General features: G+C 67.8%; 22 protein-coding genes, 1 pseudogene and 1 riboswitch. Of the genes and pseudogenes, 12 read left to right on the plus strand and 11 right to left on the minus strand.

What is annotated here, in order from left to right:
* Position 1: 1 nt before the first annotated feature.
* The gene (locus OVA06_RS00940) at positions 2-1,387 is read left to right on the plus strand and encodes an MFS transporter (protein ID WP_268155643.1); all 1,386 of its coding nucleotides are present in this window, start codon (positions 2-4) and stop codon (positions 1,385-1,387) included.
* 9 nt (positions 1,388-1,396) lie between these two features.
* On the opposite strand, the gene OVA06_RS00945 is transcribed toward OVA06_RS00940, so the two are convergent.
* The gene (locus OVA06_RS00945; protein WP_268155644.1) at positions 1,397-2,188 is read right to left on the minus strand and encodes an SAM-dependent methyltransferase; all 792 of its coding nucleotides are present in this window, start codon (positions 2,186-2,188) and stop codon (positions 1,397-1,399) included.
* Positions 2,189-2,515: 327 nt separating this feature from the next.
* On the opposite strand from OVA06_RS00945, the pseudogene OVA06_RS00950 reads away from it, so the two are divergent.
* Positions 2,516-4,412 (plus strand): annotated as a pseudogene (locus OVA06_RS00950) (DEAD/DEAH box helicase).
* A gap of 80 nt (positions 4,413-4,492) precedes the next feature.
* Here the strand turns inward: OVA06_RS00950 and OVA06_RS00955 are convergent.
* Both OVA06_RS00955 and OVA06_RS00960 read right to left on the minus strand, forming a co-directional pair.
* The gene (locus tag OVA06_RS00955) at positions 4,493-5,143 is read right to left on the minus strand and encodes an MBL fold metallo-hydrolase (protein WP_268155646.1); all 651 of its coding nucleotides are present in this window, start codon (positions 5,141-5,143) and stop codon (positions 4,493-4,495) included.
* 91 nt (positions 5,144-5,234) lie between these two features.
* The gene (locus OVA06_RS00960; protein ID WP_056081028.1) at positions 5,235-5,537 is read right to left on the minus strand and encodes a putative quinol monooxygenase; all 303 of its coding nucleotides are present in this window, start codon (positions 5,535-5,537) and stop codon (positions 5,235-5,237) included.
* A gap of 297 nt (positions 5,538-5,834) precedes the next feature.
* Here OVA06_RS00960 and betT point away from each other — a divergent pair, with 297 nt between their 5' ends.
* Genes betT through OVA06_RS00975 form a run of 3 tightly spaced genes read left to right on the plus strand, consistent with a single transcriptional unit; the run spans position 5,835 to position 11,091 of the window.
* Positions 5,835-8,009 (plus strand): choline BCCT transporter BetT, encoded by a 2,175-nt coding sequence (gene betT, locus OVA06_RS00965; RefSeq protein WP_268155648.1) that lies wholly within the window; start codon positions 5,835-5,837, stop codon positions 8,007-8,009.
* Positions 8,006-9,505, plus strand: coding sequence for an aldehyde dehydrogenase family protein (locus OVA06_RS00970; protein WP_268155650.1), 1,500 nt, complete (start codon positions 8,006-8,008; stop codon positions 9,503-9,505). The genes betT and OVA06_RS00970 overlap by 4 nt, the downstream gene beginning before the upstream one ends.
* Before the next feature lie 2 nt (positions 9,506-9,507).
* Entirely contained in the window at positions 9,508-11,091 is a 1,584-nt protein-coding gene (locus OVA06_RS00975; protein ID WP_268155652.1) for a GMC family oxidoreductase, read from the plus strand.
* A gap of 142 nt (positions 11,092-11,233) precedes the next feature.
* Here the strand turns inward: OVA06_RS00975 and OVA06_RS00980 are convergent, their stop codons facing one another.
* The 5 genes from OVA06_RS00980 to OVA06_RS01000 all read right to left on the minus strand — a co-directional run bounded on the left by OVA06_RS00980 (position 11,234) and on the right by OVA06_RS01000 (position 14,115).
* Positions 11,234-11,860 carry a nucleoside/nucleotide kinase family protein gene (locus OVA06_RS00980; RefSeq protein ID WP_268155654.1) on the minus strand — a complete coding sequence of 209 codons (627 nt, stop codon included), beginning with the start codon at positions 11,858-11,860 and terminating at the stop codon, positions 11,234-11,236.
* 120 nt (positions 11,861-11,980) lie between these two features.
* Positions 11,981-12,358 (minus strand): DMT family transporter, encoded by a 378-nt coding sequence (locus OVA06_RS00985; protein ID WP_268155656.1) that lies wholly within the window; start codon positions 12,356-12,358, stop codon positions 11,981-11,983.
* Positions 12,358-12,681 (minus strand): DMT family transporter, encoded by a 324-nt coding sequence (locus OVA06_RS00990; protein ID WP_268155658.1) that lies wholly within the window; start codon positions 12,679-12,681, stop codon positions 12,358-12,360. Before OVA06_RS00990 ends, OVA06_RS00985 begins: the two co-directional genes overlap by 1 nt.
* Before the next feature lie 9 nt (positions 12,682-12,690).
* Positions 12,691-12,756, minus strand: a riboswitch (guanidine-III (ykkC-III) riboswitch).
* 141 nt (positions 12,757-12,897) lie between these two features.
* Positions 12,898-13,428: a ferritin gene (locus tag OVA06_RS00995; RefSeq protein ID WP_268155660.1), complete on the minus strand. Its 531-nt coding sequence runs from the start codon at positions 13,426-13,428 to the stop codon at positions 12,898-12,900.
* A gap of 120 nt (positions 13,429-13,548) precedes the next feature.
* Positions 13,549-14,115, minus strand: a complete 567-nt coding sequence (locus OVA06_RS01000; protein ID WP_268155662.1) for a HutD/Ves family protein — start codon at positions 14,113-14,115, stop codon at positions 13,549-13,551.
* A gap of 149 nt (positions 14,116-14,264) precedes the next feature.
* Between OVA06_RS01000 and OVA06_RS01005 the strand changes: the two genes are divergently transcribed.
* A complete protein-coding gene (locus OVA06_RS01005) occupies positions 14,265-14,876 on the plus strand; it encodes a phosphoribosylanthranilate isomerase (RefSeq protein WP_268155664.1) in 612 nt (203 codons plus the stop codon).
* A gap of 105 nt (positions 14,877-14,981) precedes the next feature.
* Positions 14,982-15,383 carry a YccF domain-containing protein gene (locus OVA06_RS01010; RefSeq protein ID WP_056081005.1) on the plus strand — a complete coding sequence of 134 codons (402 nt, stop codon included), beginning with the start codon at positions 14,982-14,984 and terminating at the stop codon, positions 15,381-15,383.
* Positions 15,384-15,450: 67 nt separating this feature from the next.
* On the opposite strand, the gene OVA06_RS01015 is transcribed toward OVA06_RS01010, so the two are convergent.
* Positions 15,451-15,714: a hypothetical protein gene (locus tag OVA06_RS01015; RefSeq protein WP_268155666.1), complete on the minus strand. Its 264-nt coding sequence runs from the start codon at positions 15,712-15,714 to the stop codon at positions 15,451-15,453.
* A 103-nt stretch (positions 15,715-15,817) separates the two neighbouring features.
* Here OVA06_RS01015 and OVA06_RS01020 point away from each other — a divergent pair, with 103 nt between their 5' ends.
* Positions 15,818-16,114 carry a DUF4190 domain-containing protein gene (locus OVA06_RS01020; protein WP_162239822.1) on the plus strand — a complete coding sequence of 99 codons (297 nt, stop codon included), beginning with the start codon at positions 15,818-15,820 and terminating at the stop codon, positions 16,112-16,114.
* Positions 16,115-16,137: 23 nt separating this feature from the next.
* On the opposite strand, the gene OVA06_RS01025 is transcribed toward OVA06_RS01020, so the two are convergent.
* Entirely contained in the window at positions 16,138-16,953 is an 816-nt protein-coding gene (locus OVA06_RS01025; protein ID WP_268155671.1) for a 2-phosphosulfolactate phosphatase, read from the minus strand.
* The gene (locus OVA06_RS01030) at positions 16,950-17,819 is read right to left on the minus strand and encodes a DUF4031 domain-containing protein (RefSeq protein ID WP_268155673.1); all 870 of its coding nucleotides are present in this window, start codon (positions 17,817-17,819) and stop codon (positions 16,950-16,952) included. Before OVA06_RS01030 ends, OVA06_RS01025 begins: the two co-directional genes overlap by 4 nt.
* A gap of 142 nt (positions 17,820-17,961) precedes the next feature.
* Between OVA06_RS01030 and OVA06_RS01035 the strand changes: the two genes are divergently transcribed.
* From OVA06_RS01035 to OVA06_RS01050, 4 genes are read left to right on the plus strand one after another with little or no spacing between them, the layout of a single operon-like run.
* Positions 17,962-18,372 (plus strand): TOBE domain-containing protein, encoded by a 411-nt coding sequence (locus OVA06_RS01035; RefSeq protein ID WP_268155675.1) that lies wholly within the window; start codon positions 17,962-17,964, stop codon positions 18,370-18,372.
* Positions 18,369-19,163, plus strand: a complete 795-nt coding sequence (gene modA / locus OVA06_RS01040) for a molybdate ABC transporter substrate-binding protein (protein WP_268155677.1) — start codon at positions 18,369-18,371, stop codon at positions 19,161-19,163. The genes OVA06_RS01035 and modA overlap by 4 nt, the downstream gene beginning before the upstream one ends.
* Positions 19,160-20,035 (plus strand): ABC transporter permease, encoded by an 876-nt coding sequence (locus tag OVA06_RS01045; RefSeq protein ID WP_268155679.1) that lies wholly within the window; start codon positions 19,160-19,162, stop codon positions 20,033-20,035. Before modA ends, OVA06_RS01045 begins: the two co-directional genes overlap by 4 nt.
* Complete coding sequence (locus tag OVA06_RS01050) at positions 20,032-21,117, plus strand: sulfate/molybdate ABC transporter ATP-binding protein (RefSeq protein ID WP_268155681.1); 1,086 nt, start codon at positions 20,032-20,034, stop codon at positions 21,115-21,117. The genes OVA06_RS01045 and OVA06_RS01050 overlap by 4 nt, the downstream gene beginning before the upstream one ends.
* Positions 21,118-21,202: the final 85 nt, after the last annotated feature.

The following is a 21,202-nucleotide window of genomic DNA, read 5'->3' on the forward strand; positions in this document are numbered from 1 at the left end:
AGTGGGCCGCTCCACCCTCCCCGCCACGGAGCCCACGGCCGGCATCCTCCAGCGGCCCTACCTGTGGGTCACTGTGGGGACCTGCGCGCTGGTGTTCCTTGCTGCCTTCGAATCGCTGGCGGTCACCACCATCATGCCGCTGGTCAGCCGCGAACTGGACGGTGCAAGCCTCTACGCCCTCGCCTTCGCCGGCCCCCTGGCCGCGGGGGTGATCGGCAATGTGGCCGCCGGCAACTGGTCCGACCGCCGCGGCCCCACCGTCCCCCTCTACGCCTCTGTGGCTCTGTTCGTGGCCGGCCTCCTGATCGCGGGCACCGCCGCGTCCATGCCGATGCTCGTGGCCGGAAGGCTGGTCCAGGGCCTCGGCGGCGGCGCCCTGACAGTGGCGCTCTACGTCCTGGTGGCGCGGATTTTTCCTGGCACGCTCCACCCGAAGATCTTCGCGGCGTTCTCCGCCGCTTGGGTGATCCCGTCGCTCGTGGGACCGTTTGCCGCCGGCATCGTGGCGCAGGTCTTCAGCTGGCACTGGGTCTTCCTCGGCGTGGTGGGCCTCGTCATTCCGGCCTTGCTCATGATCGCCCCGGTGCTGAAGGGGATGGACCGGCCGGGAGCGGCGGCAGCTGCAACGCCCTGGGCCATCGGCCGGCTGGGCTGGGCGGCGCTCGCCGCAGTCGCGGTGCTGGGGCTGAACCTGTCCGCCGAGGTCCGTATCCAGGGCTTTCCGGCTGCCACCGCGGTCCTGGCCGTCGCCGCCGTCGCGCTTGCCCTTGCCGCCGCCCGGCCACTGGTTCCCCGCGGCACCCTCCTCGCCCGCCGCGGGCTGCCGAGCGTCATCCTGGCCCGCGGACTCGCTTCAGCCTCGTTCTTCGGCGCCGAGGTCTACCTGCCGTACCTGCTGATCGAGCAGTATGGCTTCCCGCCCACCTTCGCCGGCCTCACCCTCACCGGTGGCGCGCTCGCCTGGGCGGCAGCCGCGGCGGTGCAGGGCCGGCTGGGCGACCGGCTGTCCAACCCCGGCGCGGTCAGCGCCGGGGCATTCATGGTCCTCGGCGCGGTGATCCTCGCTCTGGCCACCACCGCGCTGCACTGGCCCGCCGCCGTCGCCATCGTGGGTTGGATCTTCGCGGGCGGCGGCATGGGCCTGCTTTATCCGCGGCTCAGCGTGATGACCCTGGCACTGTCCACGAAGGACAACGAAGGCTTCAACTCCTCGGCCATGTCCATTTCCGACTCCCTCGGCGGGGCGCTGGCCCTGGCCACCACGGGCATCGTCTTCACGGCGTTCACGACGACGGCGGCCTCCTTCGCCGGCGTCTTCACCTTCGCTGCGCTGGTGGGCGTCGCCGCGGCTGTGGTGGCACCGCGGGTCACCTCCCGCGCGGGCTGACCCTGCCGGTCAGGGGAGCCGGGTGGCCCGCAGCACGACGTCAGCGATAGTGGCCTGCTGGCCCTCCGGCCCCGTGACCGGGCGCTCCCGGCTGGTCAGCACTTCCACCTGCCAGCCCGGGCCCTCCAACGACAGTTCCCGGACCAGGTCCTCGCCCTTGTAGAACATGTCCCCGTGGTGGTGCCCGCCGCCCCACGGCGGCAGCCGGTCCGGGTGGTGCCCAACCACCAGGAGCGTCCCGCCGGGCTTGACGGCTGCTGCTGCGGTCCGGAGCGGAAGCCGCCAGTCGAGTTCCTCGGAGTGCAGGAACTGTGAGGTCACCAAATCGAAGGCGCCCTCAGGCTGCCACTGCTCCAGGTCGGCCTGCTGCCACGTGATGCGGCTGGCCGGCACAGCCTCTGCAGCCTGCACGCTTTCGCGCGCGAACACGGCTTTTTCGTGGGACTGCGCCCGTTCCAGGGCAACCGCTGAGACGTCGACGGCGGTGACCGTCCAGCCGTGATGGGCCAGCCAGATGGCGTCGGCACCTTCGCCGCAGCCCAGTTCCAGCGCATGTCCCGGCTTCAGGCCGCCGGCCTCGCGGACCAGCTGGGGGTTCGGGTTTCCGCTCCAGAGCTGCGTCTTGGTGCGGTACCGCTCGTCCCAGGCCGCGGCCGGATCGATGGCAGCCCTGGCACCTTCAGTTCCGTTATGGGCCGCGCTGGTGCCGTCAGCACTGTGGTGGTCCGCGCTGGTGCCGTGTCCGCCGGTGGGGGCGCCGTCGTCGTGCGTGTCATGGTGGTGCGCCGCATGTTCGCTCATGCCTCAACCCTGCCTTGTGCCACCCGCCAGGGCAACGCCCTGAAGCGGCCCCGGAGGCCGCCACTTATACGTCGACGGGGCAGGGATGCTACGATGGTGGAACTTGATGTGCAGTGATGCCCTGGTAACCCTTCATTTAGGGACAGGGCTTTTTTCATGTGAGAGGCACATCCTGCGTCGATGAACGCGTTCCATTTGGTCCCGGCTGGCTGCCCCTTTATGCAGCAGAACGGTTGATCACCTGACTTTTCTTCGGCGAACCCCTGGTCCAACCGGCGCCGGGGGCCGATATCCGCCTGGATACCGCCTGAAAGACCGTATAAATACATGACTACTTTCGCTGCCCTCGGAACTCCCAAGGCGCTTGCAGACACCCTTACCGCACAGGGAATTGTTGAGCCGTTCCCTATCCAGGTCAAGACCCTTCCGGATACCCTCTCCGGACGTGACGTCCTGGGCCGCGGCCGGACCGGCTCCGGTAAAACCATCGCTTTCGCTATCCCGCTTGTAGCAAGACTCGCTGAGCGGGAAGCCAAGCACTTCCGCAAGCCCGGCCGCCCCATGGGCCTGGTGCTGGCACCTACCCGTGAACTGGCCACCCAGATCAACGCCACCATCGAGCCGCTGGCCAAGGCCGCCGGCCTGAACACCACCGTGATCTACGGCGGCATCTCCCAGGCCCGCCAGGAGAAGGCGCTGCGCGCCGGCGTCGACATCGTCATCGCCTGCCCCGGCCGCCTGGAGGACCTGATCCGCCAGCGCATCCTCACCCTCGAAGCCGTGGAAATCACCGTCCTCGACGAGGCAGACCACATGGCGGACCTCGGCTTCCTGCCCGTGGTCAAGAAGCTCATGGACATGACCCCCAGCCAGGGCCAGCGCCTGCTCTTCTCCGCCACCCTGGACAACGGCGTGGACAAGATCGTCCAGCGCTACCTGTCCAACCCGCTGACCCACTCCGTGGACGACCCGCAGGCCGCGGTGACCACCATGGAACACCACGTGCTGGTGGTCAACGACCAGACCGTCAAAGAAGCAGCTGATCGTGGAGCTCGCCTCCGGCGCCGGCCGCCGCGTCCTCTTCATGCGGACCAAGCACCACGCCCGCAAGCTGGCCAAGACCCTCACCGATGCCGGGATCCCCGCCGTCGACCTGCACGGCAACCTCTCGCAGAACGCCCGTGACCGCAACCTGGCCGAATTCTCCAACGGTGACGTCCGTGTCCTGGTGGCCACCGACGTCGCCGCCCGCGGTGTGCACGTGGACGACGTCGAACTGGTCATCCACGTTGACCCGCCCACCGAGCACAAGGCGTACCTGCACCGCTCTGGCCGTACCGCCCGCGCCGGTTCCGACGGCACCGTTGTCACGCTGACCCTGCCGGAACAGCAGTCCGACGTGAAGAAGCTGATGAAGGCTGCCGGCGTGGAGGTCAGCTTCGAGCGCGTCACCGCGAACTCCCCGCTGGTCGCCGAACTGGTGGGCGAAATGGCTGACAAGATCGATCCGCGTACCCGCGCTGCGCTGCTGGCCAAGAAGGCTGCGCAGCAGGGCGGCGGAACCTCCACCGGCGCCAACGCTGAGCGCAAGCGCGCCCGCCGCCAGGCGTCTCCGTCGGCCGGTGGCCGTGGCGGCCGTGGCGGCCGGGGCAAGGTCTCCGCCGAACCCGCCCGCACCGACGTCCCGCGTGCCCAGCGCCGCGCTGCTGCCTTCGAAGGCCGCACCGAGGCCCGCGCCGCCGTCGACGCCGTGCGGGAGCAGAACGAGGACCGCTCCGTGGCGGCAGCAGCTGCCCGGCGCAATGCCCGCGGCCGTGGCACCGCCAGCACCCACCGCAACGACGTCCCCGCAGCAGGCGGCCGCGCAGCGTCCGGCCGCGGTTCGGACGGACGCTCTTCGGAGGGCCGCACCGATTCACGCATTACCCGCAGCGAGGCACCCCGCGGCGGATCCGGCCGTCCCGCTTCGGGCGGCGGGCAGCGCAGCGGACGTCCGGCAACCGGCCAGCGTGCTGCAGCCGGTGCGTCCGGTGGCCGTGGCCAGCGTTCCGCCGGAGCAGCCAGCGGCGGTTCCAAGGCAGTCTGGTCCTCCAACACCGGTGGCACCTCGGGTGGCTCGTACAGCGCCGGCAATGGCGGCTCGGGCAACGGTTCCGGCCGTCCCGCGCGCAGCGGTCCCCGCCGCGCTTCCGCGCCTGCGTCGAACGAGCGCCGCGGCCGCTAATCCCCCCTAGCCTTAGAACTACGGCGGTGGTTGAGCTTGTCGAAACCCGGTTTCGACAAGCTCAACCACCGCTTTTTGTTTTACCAGCCGCGGGCGCGCCATTCCTCCAGGTGCGGCCGTTCGGCGCCCAGGGTGGTGGGCTTGCCATGGCCGGGATGGACGACGGCGGTGTCCGGGTAGGCGTTGAACAGCCGCTCCGCCACGTCGTCCAGGAGTTGGGCGAACCGTTCCGGGTCCTTCTGGGTGTTACCCACGCCGCCCGGGAAAAGTGAGTCGCCGGAGAAGATGTGCGCCGGCCCTTCAGGGTCCTCGTAGACAAACGCGATCGAGCCCGGGGTGTGGCCGCGCAGGTGCACTGCCGTCACGTTGAACCCGTCGAAGTTACCCACGTCGCCGTGGCTGAGGCGGACATCCACCGGAACGGGCAGCGCCTCGGCGTCGTCCGTTCCCGCGGCGGTGCGCGCCCCCGTAGCTTCCACGAGTTCCTTCAGCGCCCTCACGTGGTCCCAGTGCTGGTGCGTGGTGGCGATGAGGGCGAGGCGCGGCCCGGCCTTGGTGTCCGCAGCGCCGTCCGCTATCAGTTGCCGGATGGCCGGGAGGTCGTCGGCGGCGTCAATCAGCAGTTGTGCGCCGCTTGCCTTCGCCGTCAGCAGGTACACGTTGTTGTCCATCTCGCTGACGGAGATGCTGCGGATGGTCAGTGCCGGCAGGTCGTACAGAAGTGAGTCCATAGGCTTCAGTCTAGGGACGCCGGGTGCCCGGTCTCCGGCATCCGTGCTGCCTTGCAGGACTGCTGCCGGGCCAGCAGCAGTCCTGCAGGCGCTACAGCCCCAGCGGCAGGGTTTCCGAGTAGACCTGCTTGGACGGCGGCGCGGCCAGGATCTCGCCCAGGGAGCTCTTGCCCTCCGGGGTAGTGCGCCAGGCTGCGTAGTCGTCGTGGTCCTGCGGGGTGGCCCAGGTTTCCACCACCAGGATATGGCAGGGATCGGCGTCGTCCACCAGCGCCTCGATGCCCTGGTTGCCCGGCCAGGCGCGGGTGGCGGTGAGTGTTTCGGCCAGATACTTCGCGGCCTCGTCCCGGCGTGCGGGATCGATCCGGACCTCAAAGTGGACAATGGCGGGCATGGTGCTCCTTGGCTTGTGGGAGTAGGGCCGATCCAGCCAACCTTACTGCTGCAACCAGCGCGGGGACCGCTTTCTTCCTTGCGAACCCGGGTGCATCCGCGCAATTTCGGCCGTTGGCCGCATCACGGCCAGCCGTGACCGGATTCATAAAAGTCTGCCCTTCCGGGCACCCGTTGATAGCGTCGAAAGCCAAGCCAGACTCAATGCGACGCCCGGCCTGATCTTCATTCGGTGTGCCCTCAGCGGCACCGTACGCCCGGCGTCTGGACCGCAGCCTCAAAACTGGAACGGGATCTGATGAGCCAGAATGCAGTACCGCCCGTGGACACCACGGGTCCTGAGAAAGAAGAACGAAAGCCGCCCGCGCACGGCGGAAACACCAACCACAGCGCCGGCCCGGCGGCCAAAACCCGGGTCAACAAGACAGTCTTCCTGGGCTCCGCCACCGGCGTGGTGGCTATTGCCCTGTGGGCCATCATGGCCAAGGACAACGCGGAGGCGGTCATCGGGGCCATGGTGGGCTGGGTGTCCACCAATATGGGCTGGTACTACTTCATGATCGTCACCGCCGTGGTCATTTTCGTCCTGGTGGCCGCCCTGTCCCGGGTGGGAAAGACCAAGCTCGGGCCGGACCACTCCAAACCACAGTTCGGCATGTTCACCTGGGCGGCCATGCTCTTTGCCGCCGGCATCGGCATCGACCTGATGTTCTTCTCCGTCTCCGAACCGGTAAGCCAGTACCTGGCCCCGCCGCAGGGCGAGGGAGGAACCGCGGAGGCCGCCCGCCAGGCCCTGGTGTGGACGCTGTTCCACTACGGCATCACCGGCTGGGCGCTGTACGCCCTCATGGGGCTCGCGCTGGGCTACTTCTCCTACCGGCACAACCTGCCGCTGAGCATCCGCTCGGCCCTTTACCCCATCTTCGGCAAGAAGATCGAGGGGCCGGTGGGGCACGCGGTGGACATCGCGGCGCTCCTTGGCACCATCTTCGGGATCGCCACCTCACTGGGCATCGGCGTCGTCCAGCTCAACTACGGGCTGAACTTCATGTTCGGCATTCCCGAGAACCTGGCCGTGCAGATCGGCCTGATCGTCCTGTCCGTGGTGATGGCCACCGTGTCCGTGGTTTCCGGCGTCGAGAAGGGGATCCGGCGGCTTTCCGAACTGAACGTGATCCTGGCCGTTGCCCTGATGCTCTTCGTCCTGGTGACCGGCAAGACCAGCTTCCTGCTGGACGGGATCGCCCAGAACATCGGCGACGTCATGAGCCGGTTCCCCGCCATGACCCTGGATACGTTCGCCTATGACCGTCCCACGGACTGGATGAACGCCTGGACCCTGTTCTTCTGGGCCTGGTGGATCGCCTGGGCGCCGTTCGTCGGCCTGTTCCTGGCCCGCATTTCCCGCGGCCGCACCATCAGGCAGTTCGTCCTGGGCACCATGACCGTGCCCTTCATCTTCATCGTGCTGTGGATCTCCATCTTCGGGAACTCCAGCCTTGACCTGATCATGAACGGCAACGCGGCGTTCGGCGAGGCGGCCATGAGCCACCCGGAACGCGGCTTCTACAGCCTGCTGGAACAGTTCCCCGCCGTACCCGTCACCGCCGCAGTCGCCACTTTCACCGGGTTGCTCTTCTACGTGACCTCGGCTGATTCCGGCGCCCTGGTGATGTCCAACTTCACCTCGCACCTCAAGGACGCCGATTCCGACGGCCCCGAGTGGATGCGCGTCTTCTGGGCGGTGGCCACCGGCCTGCTGACCCTGGCCATGCTGACGGTGGGCGGCGTTCCCACGCTGCAAAACGCCACCATCATCATGGGCCTGCCGCTCTCGCTGCTGCTGGTGCTGATCATGCTGGGGCTCTACAAGGCGCTGCGGGTGGAGAACTCGCTCAACGACAGCTACCGCGCCAGCCTGCCCGGCATCATCACCGGAAGGTCCCTGGACCAGCGCGGCGGACGGACCTGGCGGCAGCGGCTAAGCCGGGCCATGAGCTACCCGGGCCGCAAGCAGACAACCCGCTTTGCCGAAACCGTGGCCCTGCCGGCGTTGAAGGACGTCGAGGCGGAGCTCAAGTCCCAGGGCGCCGAGACGTCGCTGACCGTAGCCACGGTGGAGGCCTGCGGCATCCAGAGCATCGACCTGCAGCTGGCCATGGGGGAGGAACGGGCGTTCAAGTACCAGATCTACCCGGTCCAGTACGAGACGCCCAGCTACGCCACCCGCCGCGCTGATCCGGAGGACCGTTACTACCGGATGGAGGTGTTCTCCCAGGAGGGCAGCCACGGTTACGACCTCATGGGATACACCCGCGAGCAGGTCATCACCGATGTCCTGGACCACTACGAGCAGCACCTTGAATTCCTGCACCTGAACCGTGCAGCACCCGGAAACACCGTCCTGGTCGAGGACCAGGTGGCTAAAGACAATTGGGAATCCGATTTCGACATGCAGGAGGAAACGAAATGAGCGCTTCGACGCTATTCATCGGCGGCACTTGGACCGGAGCGTCCGACGGCGGCACGCGGGACATTCACTGCCCGGCGGACGGCGAGCTGGTGGGCACCGTTGCTGAGGGGACGGCTGACGACGCCGGCCGCGCGGTGCTGGCCGCACGTGCTGCCTTCGACGCCGGCGAGTGGTCCGCGAGGTCTCCGCTGGAGCGCGGCTCTTTCCTGCTCAAAGTGGCCGCCCGGCTGCGCGACCGCAAGGACGAGTTTGCCCGCGCCGAAACGCTGGACACGGGCAAGCGCCTGGTGGAAAGCGACATCGACATGGACGACATCGCCAACTGCTTCGAATACTTCGGCAAGCTCGCCGGGCAGGAATCCGGCCGCCTGGTGGATGCCGGCAGCCCCACGGTGGTCAGCCGCATCGAGTACGAGCCCGTGGGCGTCTGCTCCCTGATCGCGCCGTGGAACTACCCGCTGCTGCAGGCGGCGTGGAAGATCGCCCCGGCGCTGGCGGGCGGCTGCAGCTTCGTCCTCAAGCCCAGCGAACTGACGCCGCACACGTCCATCCTCATGATGGAAGTCCTCCAGGAGCTGGGACTGCCCGACGGCGTCGCTAACCTGGTCCTTGGCGACGGCAAAACCGTGGGCTCCGTCCTGTCCAGCCACCCCGACGTGGACCTGGTGTCCTTCACCGGCGGCCTGGAAACAGGCAAGGTGATTGCGGCCTCGGCAGCCGCCTCGGTCAAGAAGGTTGCCCTGGAACTGGGCGGCAAGAACCCCAACATCGTCTTCGCGGACGCTGATTTCGACGCTGCCCTGGACAACGCCCTCAACGCGGCGTTCGTTCACTCCGGCCAGGTCTGCTCCGCGGGTGCCCGCCTGATCGTGGAGGAATCCATTGCGGAGAAGTTCGTGGATGAGCTGGTGCGCCGGGCAGGCCAGATCCGCCTGGGCGGCCCGTTCGACCCCGACGCCGAGGCCGGCCCGCTGATTTCAGCAGCCCACCGGGACAAGGTCACCGCCTACGTGGACAAGGGCGTTGCGGAGGGCGCCCGCCTGCGCTGCGGCGGCGCGTGGGGAACCGGGGACCTGGAAAAGGGCTTCTACTACCTGCCCACCGTCCTGGACCAGGTCACCAGCGGAATGTCGGTCCTGGTGGACGAGGCGTTCGGGCCCGTGGTGACGGTGGAAACCTTCACCAGCGAGGCCGAGGCCGTGAAGCTCGGCAACGACACCCACTACGGCCTGGCCGGGGCTGTCTGGTCACAGGACGCCGGCAAATCCCAGCGGGTGGCCCGTGCCCTCCGCCACGGCACCATCTGGATCAACGATTTCCACCCCTACCTGCCACAGGCGGAATGGGGCGGCTTCGGGCAGTCCGGCGTCGGCCGTGAACTGGGCCCCACCGGCCTGGCCGAGTACCAGGAAGCCAAGCACGTCTACCAGAACATCGATCCGCAGGTCACCGGCTGGTTCGCGGACCACGCCGCCGCACCTGCAGGGAGGAACTGATAATGAGCGCAGCAGCAAAGACGGACTTCGACTACATCGTGATCGGCGGCGGCTCGGCGGGCGCTGCAGTGGCTTCCCGCCTCAGCGAAGACCCCTCGCTGGAAGTTGCCCTGGTGGAAGCCGGTCCGGACGACCGGGACCTCCCCGAGATCCTGCAACTGGACCGCTGGATGGAACTGCTGGAATCCGGCTACGACTGGGACTACCCCATCGAAGAGCAGGAAAACGGCAACTCCTTCATGCGCCACGCCCGGGCCAAGGTGATGGGCGGCTGCTCCAGCCACAACTCCTGCATCGCCTTCTGGGCGCCGCGCGAGGACATTGACGAGTGGGAGCAGAAGTTCGGCGCCACCGGCTGGACCTCGGACCTGGCTTACCGGCTGTACAAGCAGCTGGAAACCAATGAGGACGCCGGCCCGGACGCACCGCACCACGGCGACTCCGGACCGGTGCACCTGATGAACGTCCCGGCGTCGGACCCCACGGGCCGGGCCATGCTGGAAGCCTGCGAACAGGCAGGAATCCCCAAGGCGCACTTCAACACCGGCGACACGGTGATCAAAGGTGCCGGCTTCTTCCAGATCAACCGCCGCGCCGACGGCACCCGGTCCTCCAGCTCGGTGTCCTACATCCACCCCATCATGGACCGGAAGAACTTCACCCTCCTGACCGGCCTGCGCGCCAAGGAGCTCACGTTCGACGACGCCAACCGCTGCACCGGCGTGGCCGTGGTGGACAACGCCTTCGCCAAGACCCACCAGCTCACCGCCCGGGCCGAGGTAGTGGTGTCCACCGGTGCCATCGATTCGCCCAAACTGCTGATGCTCTCCGGCATCGGCCCTGCGGCCCAGCTGGAGGAGTTCGGCATCCCCGTCCGGGTGGATTCACCCGGCGTGGGCGAGCACCTGCAGGACCACCCTGAGGGCGTCATCCAGTGGGAAGCGAAGCAGCCCATGACCCAGACGTCCACCCAGTGGTGGGAAGCCGGCATCTTCACCACCACCGAGGACGGCCTGGACCGCCCGGACCTGATGTTCCACTACGGGTCCGTACCGTTCGACATGCACACCCTGCGCCAGGGCTTCCCCACCACGGAGAACGGCTTCTGCCTCACGCCCAACGTCACGCACGCCCGCAGCCGCGGGACCGTGAAGCTGCGCAGCAAGGACTTCCGGGACAAGCCCAAGGTGGATCCGCGCTACTTCACCGATCCCGAGGGCCACGACATGCGCGTGATGGTGGCCGGCATCCGGAAAGCCCGTGAGATCGCGGCCCAGCCTGCGCTTTCCGAGTGGGTGGGAACCGAGCTGTACCCGGGTTCCGGCATCCAGAGCGATGAAGAGATCACCGAGTACATCCGTAAGACCCACAACACCGTCTACCACCCCGCGGGCACGGTCCGGATGGGGGCAACCGGGGACCGGATGTCGCCCCTGGATCCCGAACTCCGGGTCAAGGGCGTCACCGGCCTGCGGGTGGCCGACGCGTCAGTCATGCCGGAGCTGACCACCGTGAACCCGAACATCACCACCATTATGATCGGCGAGCGCTGTGCCGAGCTGGTCCGGGCCGCCCGCACAGCCTGATCTGCCGCTGAAATTCCCCACCTTCGCCGTGAGGATGGAATGGACGACGGCGTGTCCCCGGGACACGCCGTCGTCCCGCCTCAAAGATGGGGAACCCCAGCGGTGCTGCCGTCAGTTTGTCCGATGTGGAAAAAGGGGATGGTCAGAGCCAGGGAATGATGCGGTCGGCAGCGTGGCGGGTGGACCTGATCAGGACCGTGTTGGCCTCGTCCGGCCCGTTGGCCCACGCCTCCGCGGCGTCCGGCGCCATCCCGAATGAGGCGTGCCGGGCCACCAGCCGGCTGATCCGCAGCCCGTGGGGTGTCTCCAGGAACCACACCTCGTCCAGCTGCGCCCGGATCTCTTTCCACGGCTCCTGGTCGGCCAGCAGGTAGTTGCCCTCGGTGATGACCAGCGGAACGTCGGCCGGCACCGCGATCGACGCCGCCACAGGCTCGTCCAGGGTGCGCCGGAATTCCGGCGCGTAAACGACCGCCTCGTCCCGTGCCGCCAGGCGCCGGAGCAGCGACAGGTATCCGCCGGCGTCGAACGTGTCCATGGCGCCCTTGCGCTCCCGCAGCGGGGTTCCGTCGATGATGGCGTTCCCCAGGTGGAAGCCGTCCATGGGCACCACCACCGCCGTTCCGGGGCCGAACTGTTGCTGGAGCCAGGCGGCCAAGGTGGATTTTCCGGAGCCGGGCGCCCCGGCGATGCCCAGGATGGTTCGCGTTCCCGGGGCTATCCGGCGCCGGAGCGCGTCCACGGCCTGGGCGATCTCGGGGGAGTCCATGGCAAAAGCCTAAAGGCCAGGGCCGCGCCGCTGAACCTCCCCACCTTTGCGGCCACCAGGACGGCGGACGACGGCGGGTCGCTGGGACACGCCGTCGGCCCGCCTCAAAGGTGGGGAGACTCAGCGCCCGGCGGGCTCGGACGGTGCGGAAGCCGGCTGCTTCTTCTCGGTGGGGAGTGCCTTGAGCCCGGCGGCGCAGCCCACGATTCCGGCAATGAACAGCAGCTTCAGCACGCTGAAGGGTTCCACTCCGGTGGCCATTGCCCAGCCAACTGTGAGGGCGGCGCCGATCCCCACCCAGATGGCGTATGCGGTGCCCAGCGGGATGGACCGGATCGCCATCCCCAGGCCCAGCATGCTGAGCGTGGCGGTGATCAGGAAGACCAACGTAGGCAGCGGTTTGCTGAAGCCGTCGGACAGGCCGAGCGCGGTGGCCCAGACCGCTTCGAGGACGGCTGATGCCAGGAGCACCAGCCACGGAGCTGAACGCTTCAACATCACGCCACCACCTTCAGGCCCACCACGCACGCGGCGATGCCGGTCAGCAGGAGCAGGCGCGCCGCCGTCGGGCGTTCAACCTTGCTGGCCATCGCGTAGGCGGACGTCAGGACCACGCCGACGCCCACCCACACCGCATAGGCGGTACCGGTGGGAATGCTTTGCATGGCAAAGGCCAGGCCGCCGGTACTGGCAGCGACGGAGACCAGGAAGAGGATGGAGGGGGCGATGCGGCGTTTGCCGGATGCCTGCGCTGCGCGGTGCAGGGCGGCGGCCCAGACTGCTTCGAGCGCCCCGGAGAGAACCAGGATTAACCACGACATGACAGATCCTTTGGCCAGTCTTGTCGCGTGCCGGGTACTGAACCGTCGTCCGGAGGCTCGGGTGCGGAGCCTTGGCATCCAACATAGCAACGCCCGACGCCGGCTGGCCAGCGTTGGTGCCCAAGCTCACCACGGGTGTCTGCACCCAACCAGGTCGCAGCAGATGCTCTTTTGACGGCTCTATCCGACATCTGCTGCTACCCAGTTAGCCGGGGGTTAGAGCGTGCCGCCTGCGGCAACCGGCGCGTTGGCGTCGCGGCCGCCGTTGCCGACGGTTTCCCGGGCAATGAAGTTTTCGATGTCGAACAGGTTGTCCGCGCGTTCGGCGATATTCAGCAGCGTGGTCATGGACGCCACCTCCTCCACCTGTTCCTTGAGGAACCAGAGCATGAACTGCTCGCCCAGGGCATCATTTTCGGAGCGGGCGGCACGGAAAAGGTCCTCGATGTTCCTGGTGACTTCCTGTTCCTGCTGCAGCGCCAGGGCCAGCGGTTCGGTGACCTTGGCGAAATCGGTCCGGACAGCCGGAACGCCCGGAATGCTGAAGGGGATGTCGCGGTCCAGCATGTACTGGACCATCATCATGGCGTGGTTCCGCTCCTCCACGGACTGGCGGTAGAAGTAGCGGGCCAACTGGGGCAGGTCCTGGTTGGCGAACCACGTGGCAACGGCGATGTACTGCTGGGACGCCGTGAATTCGTTGCCGATCTGGGTGGACAGGAGCGCGTTGAACGTTGTTGTGGTCATAGTGCCGAGTGTAGGGACGGGCCGGAGCGCCCACCAGAGGGGGAAACATCAGGGCCCGGGACGTTCGCCCCTGCCCCTGTCCCTGCTCTTGTCCTTGTCGGGGTCCGGTTCGCCGGCGTGTCAGTCGCTTGCAGGATCGATGGACACCACGGCCAGGAACCCGCGGCCGGTGACCTCCGGAGTGGCGTCATCGGATCCCACTACCGCGTCGTAACGCCCCAGGTCAGCGGAGCCGCCGGCCCCGTCACCAGCCGTTGCCTGTCCCTGCAGCAGCACTGCGACCTGTCCCGCGAACACCGGGTGGGCCCGCTTCTTCGAAATTTCGATGACGGATGCGTAGCCCTTGAAGGCGTCAGACTTGGTGATCACGTTGAGGTTCCGAATGTCGCCGGTGGGCAGCGTGGCGGTGGTTGCCGCGCCGCCGTCGAAGCGGAATGGCCGGTACTTTTCCACGGGACGTTCGGAGCCGTCCACGCTGAGCAGCAGGAGTTCGCCCTCCACCACGGTCAGCACACGCTCACAGCCCGGGAACTCCGAAAAATCACCGGCTTTGGTGACATCGGCGAGGCTGACCCGCCAGCCCCACCCGTCAGCCTGGTCCGCCGGGCCGCTGAGGATTTCCCGTGTGGTGCCGCCGCCGTTGCGCCAGGGTTTGGCCTTGAGTTCTGCGAAGCGGATGATCTGCATCTGCCCAGCCTAGTTTGCGGCCGGGGTTGACCGGTCCCGCCACCTGGCGAGTGTGCGGTTTGGTTACGTGGGCATGCATCGCAGGTTGGACCCGTCCCTGCTACTCTCCTGCGGGGGGTCAACACGAAAACAGCCTGAAGGAGCCGGGAATGTTCGTCAAAGTGTGTGGTCTCAGCACGTCAGAATCCATCCGTGAGGCGGTGGATGCCGGGGCGGATGCGGTGGGATTCGTCCTGACTGCCAGCCCGCGGGTGGTCTCGCCGGGCCAGGTTGCCACCTTGCTGGCGGACGTGCCGGCGAATGTTTCCCCCATTGCTGTCTTCCGCCACGAGCCCGTGGCCGACGCCATTGCCATTGCCCGCGCCGCAGGATTGCAGTGGATCCAGCTGCACGGCCAGCGTACCCGCGCGGATGTCGCCACAGTGCACGACGCCGGCATGAAGCTGGTCAGGGCCGTCACCGCTGGTGCCGGGCCGGATGAGTTGGAGGACTGGGGCGAGGACCTCCTCCTGATCGATGCCGCCGTGCCCGGCTCGGGTGAGAGCTGGGACTACGCGTCCATGGCGGATCTCCCCGTCCTGCAGGGCCGCCAGTGGTTGCTCGCCGGCGGGCTGGAGGCGGGCAATGTGGGTGAGGCTTCCGTGGCAGCCCACGCCTGGGGTGTGGACGTGTCCTCCGGTGTGGAGGCATCCCGGGGCGTCAAGGACCTGGCAAAGATCCGTGCCTTCGTGGGTGCCGCGAAGACCGGCGCGAAGGTCTAGGGCTGCCCGGAATCCTGCTCCCGGCGTTGTCGGCCGGGCCAATTCAGGGTCTGCTCAGGGGGATCCCCCACGTTCCGGTCCGCAGTCCCGGTGGACAATGGATGCATGAAGACACTGCTCAACATCATCTGGCTGGTATTCGGCGGCTTCTGGCTGGCCCTGGGCTACTTCGCGGCAGGGGTCATCTGCTGCCTGCTGATCGTGACCATTCCGTGGGGCATCGCCTCGTTCCGGATCGGGGCCTATGCGCTGTGGCCGTTCGGGCAGATGGTGGTGGACAAGCCGGGCGGCAACGGGCCGTTCGCCCTGCTGGGCAACGTGATCTGGCTGTTGGTGGCCGGCATCTGGATCGCGATCGGTCATGTGGCCACCGCGATCGCGATGGCCCTCACCATCATCGGCATCCCCCTGGCCATCGCCAACCTGAAGCTCATCCCGGTGTCGCTGATGCCGCTGGGCAAGCAGATCGTGCCCACCAGCACTCCGTTCGTGAGCACCTACCGCTAAATCCCGGCTCTGGTCGTGATGACCGGGAGGTCTTCGATCCGGGCCACTCTGATGTGCCAGAAATTCTTCAGAAGAGTTCTTCGCCGCGAAGGACTCGTTCCAGATCTGCGCTGTCGAGGCCTGCTGCCTCCAGGATCCATCCCGTTCCATACCCAGCCTGGCTTGAAGCGCGGATAACGGCGCCGAGATCGACGGCGGCTCTTCTGCACGATTCCATGGCCTCGCGCAGTTCCTTGGCGGCCTTCTCAACGGGCAGGCGCACTTCGTCGGATGGGACGAGGTAACGTGCATTGCTGTCGTCTGTCCTAAAGCTCCAGTCGGCGTCCATCATGCCCCCACTTTTCGGCTTTCCAAGTACGGCCAGGATACTGGTCCTGAGGTGCGGCGATGGCTCCAGTTAGACTCGCATGCATACCTTAGGTTGGGGGACCAGGATGAGCGCATCGACGGGGCCGACGCACACGGCAACACATCAACTGAACAAACTGGCTGTTGCGGCCATGGTTTTGGCTGTCCTGGCTGCATCTGGGCTGTGGATTTTTGGGGTGGCCGTTCTTGCCGTGTTTGCGGTGGGTGCCGGGCACGTTGCCTTGAACCAAATTCGCCTCAGGGGTGAACGGGGGAAGCTGCTGGCAATTGCTGCCCTGATGATTGGCTATGGGATTGCCTCGTTGGCGCTGATCAACACTTTGGGCTTCATACCAGGTGCCGTGCAGCAGTTCACGCAGTAGCCAGCCTTAAGCAATAACATTCCTCACCTGCGCCGGAATACCCCGTCCGCCAGGATGGCCACGGCGTCGCTGTCGTCCAATTCAGCGGCGATGTCCACATCCGCGGCGTAGCCGGCGCCCGCCAGCTCCCTGCCGCTGGCGCAGCCGTGCAGCATCTCCCGCAACCGCGGCTCGGCAGCCTCATAGACCGCCATCGCCGCCACGGCTTCGGGTGAGTATCCGTGCCGGCCATCCCTGCCTTCATCCGCGTCGTAGCCGCCCCTGCCCGTGGCCGCCAGGCCCGCGATGAAGGCGCCGGCACCGATCTGGTCCTCCACGGCGGGGCGCAGGGTTCCGTCGTGCCAGCGCTCGCCCGCGGCGATCACGGCGATCACGGCGTCCTCCGGCAGGTTCGCGGCCACCCAGTCGGCCGTTGCCGCCGCGTTGCGGAGGGACACCGCGGCCACCAGCGGAACGTGGCCGGCCAGTTCATGGCAGAGAGCCGAGCCGTTGGGGGACGGGAGCACCACCCGGCCCAGGGAGTCCGCGGCGCGCAGGCTGGCGGGGGACAGGCTCAGCCCGCCGCCGTCGCGCGGACCGGCAAGCTGTGCACCGTGGTGGGCGGCGAAGTCCTCGGCGCCGGTGTCCTTCCACGGGTAGGGGAGCACCTCCGCGCCGCGGTCCAGCGCCACGCTCACACAGGTGGTGAAGGACAGGACGTCCACCACCACGGCAAGGTCGGCACCGGATGTGATGGCGGCTGCGTCCGGTCCCCACTCCAGGCGGACCGTGTAGGGAAGCTGCCAGTGCGCGGCATTCGCCGTCCTGGTGTGCCGCGGGTTCGAGCCCGGTGCGTTCATGCCAGTTCGCCCTTCAGGTTGCGGTGCGCGGAGTCCTCCCACAGCACCTTCGCGCGGGGGCTGTGGAACAGCGGGTCCAGTTCGAGCAGATGGCGTACGACGGCGGCACGGCCGGCGGCGAAGTCGGTGTCACCGATGTGCGCATAGTCCTTGCGCACGGCTGCAACGTAGCGCGCGTACTGGTCCGGTTCCCCGCCAAGGACGGAAAGGTCCGCGTCGCAGAGGAGGGCGCCGCCGTCGTCCCCCGGTTCCGGCCGGTGGTCAGAGGTCAGGCGCACCAGCCGGGCGACCTCCTCCACCTCCGCTTCGGCGAGCCCGGCCTCCGCCAGCCGGTCCTCGGCCAGGCGCGCCGATTCTTCCTCGTCCTGTTCCGCGATTCCGCGGTAGACGGCGTCATGGAACCAGGCGGCCAGCAGCACCGTGCGTGGAGGTTCGGCAGGCTCCGTCAGCAGGTCCAGCGCCTCGAGGACCGAGAGCAGGTGGGTGCAGCCGTGATAGTGCCGGTGCGGCTCGCTCCAGCGGTCCAGCAGGTCCAGGAACAGGGCATCATGGCCGGCCATGATGGTGTTCCACCGGTTCAGCAGCGGCACCTTGAGGGACTTGTTGCGCTGCCGCGCCGGGATCCGCAGGCCGCTGGCGATCAGTTTCCGCACCAGGACGCGTGCCTCAACGGGCACGGCGCCGGCAGCCACCAGATCGTCAAAACGGCGCTCCGGCACATCGTAGTGGTCGCCGTCGAACGCCCGTTCCGGGATGCCCGCCGCCCCGGCAAAGGCATGCAGCTCGTCCAGCGACGCGTCTGACACCAGGTGCGAGAAGTGTGTTCCGTGGGCAGGCCACAAAGGCGGGTCCAGGTAAATGGCCATGCAGGAAGTGTAGTGCCGCCGCCCCGCCGCCGCCCCGCCGCCGCCCGGCAGTACGACACCCGCAGGAAACAGCGCTGCAGTCACAATTGGATTGCGGAAAGAATCTGTAATCTGGTCCGCAAATACGAACTAATATTGGCGCATGACCCTCATTCGCGTTTCCGAGGCCGCACGCTTCCTCGGCGTCAGTGACGATACGGTGCGGCGCTGGACGGACAACGGTTCCCTCACGGCCCTCAGGGACGAGTCCGGCCGGCTGGCAGTAGACGGCCTGGAGCTCGCCCGGCACGCCCAAAAACTCGCCCAGCTTCCCGGCGACCCGCACCGGACCGGAAGTTCGGCGCGCAACAGGTTCGTGGGGCTGGTGACCGGCATTACGGCAGACACGGTCATGGCCCAGGTGGAGCTCCAGTGCGGCCCCTTCCGCGTGGTTTCCCTGATGAGCAGCGAAGCCGTCCGGGACCTGGGGCTCGAACTGGGCTCGGTGGCCACGGCCGTAGTCAAGGCCACCACCGTCATCATCGAAACCCCGCAGGGGAAGGGAACAGCATGAAACGAGGCGTCACGACGGCCGTCGCCGCCCTGGTGCTGGCGGCTGGGCTGGCCGGATGCGCCGGCAGCAGCGCACCGGCGGGCAGCGCTGGCACCTCATCCGACGATGCCGCCACAACCCTGACCGTCTTCGCCGCGGCGTCGCTCAAGTCGAGTTTCACCGAGTTGGCGGAGACTTTCGAAGCGCAGCATCCCGGCACCCGCGTCAGCCTGAGCTTCGCCGGCTCCTCCGACCTCGCCACCCAGATCACCCAGGGCGCCCCCCCAGACGTATTTGCCTCCGCGGATACCAAAAACATGGACAAAGTCACCCTGGCGGGCCTGGCCGAGGGCGAGCCCCGGGTTTTCGCGACCAACACCCTGGCCATAGCAGTCCCGGCCGGAAACCCCGCACGTGTCACCGGGTTCCAGGATCTCGCCAGGGACGGCCTCCGGCTGGTGACCTGCGCCAAGCAGGTGCCCTGCGGCGCGGCCGCCGCCACGGTGGCGGACAAGGCAGGGGTCACCCTCCGCCCGGTCAGCGAGGAAAACGCGGTGACCGACGTCCTGGGCAAGGTCACCTCCGGAGAAGCCGATGCCGGCCTGGTGTACGTCACGGACGTCAAATTAGCCGGGGGCAGGGTGGACAGCATCCCGTTCCCGGAGGCCGGAGCGGCCGTCAACAGCTATCCCATCGCAGCCCTGTCCGGGGCAAAGAACCAGGAAGCCGCCAAGGCCTTCATCAACCTCGTGCTGGGATCAGACGGCCAGCAGGTTCTCGCCAAAGCCGGGTTCGGCGCGGGCGGACAATGAAGCTCCGGGCGCGGCAGCCGTATACCGGCATCCCGCGGTGGGTTTCCGGACTCGCTGTCCTGTCAGCCCTGGTGGTGGTCCTGCCCCTTGTAGCCATCGTGGCCCGGGTCAACTGGGCAAACTTCATCCCCTTGGTTACCTCGGAGTCCGCGCTTGACGCCCTGGGCCTGAGCCTGCGCACGTCGGCCGCGAGCACGCTCCTGTGCATCGTTCTCGGCGTCCCCCTCGCTCTCGTCCTGGCCCGCGGCAGCTTCCCCTTCCAGCGGCTGCTCCGCTCCCTCGTGCTGCTGCCGCTGGTGCTGCCGCCTGTGGTGGGTGGCCTTGCGCTGCTCTACACCTTCGGCCGGCAGGGACTCCTGGGCGGCGCCCTGCAGGTCCTGGGAATCCAGATCGCTTTCTCCACCACCGCCGTGGTCCTTGCACAAACCTTCGTGGCACTGCCGTTCCTGGTGGTCAGCCTGGAGGGGGCGCTGAGGATCGGCGGGCAGAAGTACGAGGCCGTGGCCGCCACCCTCGGCGCACCGCCGGGCGTCGTGTTCCGCCGCGTCACCCTCCCGCTGATCCTTCCCGGGCTGGCCTCCGGAGCCGTGCTGTCGTTTGCCCGCAGCCTGGGCGAATTCGGCGCCACCCTCACCTTCGCCGGCAGCCTCCAAGGCGTCACCCGCACCCTGCCGCTGGAAATCTACCTCCAGCGCGAAACCGATCCTGACGCCGCCGTCGCCCTGTCACTCGTCCTGGTGGCTGTCGCGGTAGCGGTGGTGGCACTTGCCTACGGCCGCCCCGGCGGACTGCAGCGCCAAGGTCCGGCACCATGGGGCGGTTCTTCCCGGCGCCCGACGACGGCGGGTGCCGCGGGCGGGAGGGTCCGGTGAGCTTTTCGTTCCAGGCTGCCGTGGCCCAGCGGGATTTCGACGTGTCCCTCGCGCTGGGGCCCACCGAAACCGTGGCGGTGATGGGGCCCAACGGCGCGGGCAAATCCACCTTGCTGTCCACCATCGCGGGCCTGGTCCGGCCGGACACCGGGAGGGCCGAGCTCAATGGCCGGACGCTGTTCCACCTGGGATCCGGGATCCATCAGTGGACGCCGCCGCACGGCCGCGGAACCGCACTCCTGGCCCAGGAACCCCTGCTCTTTCCGCACCTCACGGCGGCGGACAATGTGGCCTTCGGGCCCCGGAGCGCCGGCGTCCCCCCACGCAAGGCAAAGGAACGCGCCCTGCAGTGGCTGGCCGAAGTGGAGGCTGAAGCCCTGGCCGGCCGCCGCCCAGCCGGGCTGTCCGGCGGCCAGGCGCAGCGCGTCGCCGTGGCCCGTGCCCTCGCTGCGGACCCGGGCCTCCTCCTGCTGGACGAGCCCATGGCGGCCCTGGACATCCATTCGGCTCCGCTGCTGCGGCGGCTGCTGAAACGGGTGCTCGCGGACCGGCCGGCCATCATCGTCACCCACGACGTTCTGGATGCGCTGGTGCTGGCGGACCGTGTGGTGGTCCTTGAGAATGGGCGCATCGCGGAGGACGGACCCACCCGCCAAGTGCTGGAACGGCCGCGCAACCCGTTCGCAGCCGGCCTGGCCGGGCTCAACTTCGTCACAGGCACGCTGACGGCTTCCGGAATCCGGACAGCCGGCGGGCAGGGCATCGCTCCTGACCTGGAGATCGCCGGGCACCTGGAGGAACCGGGCGAAGCGGGCCAGGCAGGCGCCGCCGGGCTGCTTGGCGCGGCCGTGTTTCCGCCGTCGGCCGTGTCCGTGTTCCTGACGGACGCACACGGAAGCCCCCGCAATTCCTTCCCCGTGCAGGTCACCGAGCTGGAGCCCCATGGAGACCAGATCCGGGTGCGGGGAGGCGGCCTGGCCGCGGACATCACTCCCGCAGCCTCGGCAGAGCTGGGCCTGGCCCCCGGGATCCGGGCCCACTTCGTGATCAAGTCCGCTGCGGTTTCCATCTACGCGACTTGATTTACAAACTCATTTACACGTTTTGTCAAAGTCAGTGACAAGCTTAACAATGTTCCGGTACCGTTCGGATGGGCGGCAGGCCATC

It is taken from the genome of Pseudarthrobacter sp. SL88, from assembly GCF_026672455.1.
In the GTDB taxonomy this organism is placed as follows: Bacteria; Actinomycetota; Actinomycetes; order Actinomycetales; family Micrococcaceae; genus Arthrobacter.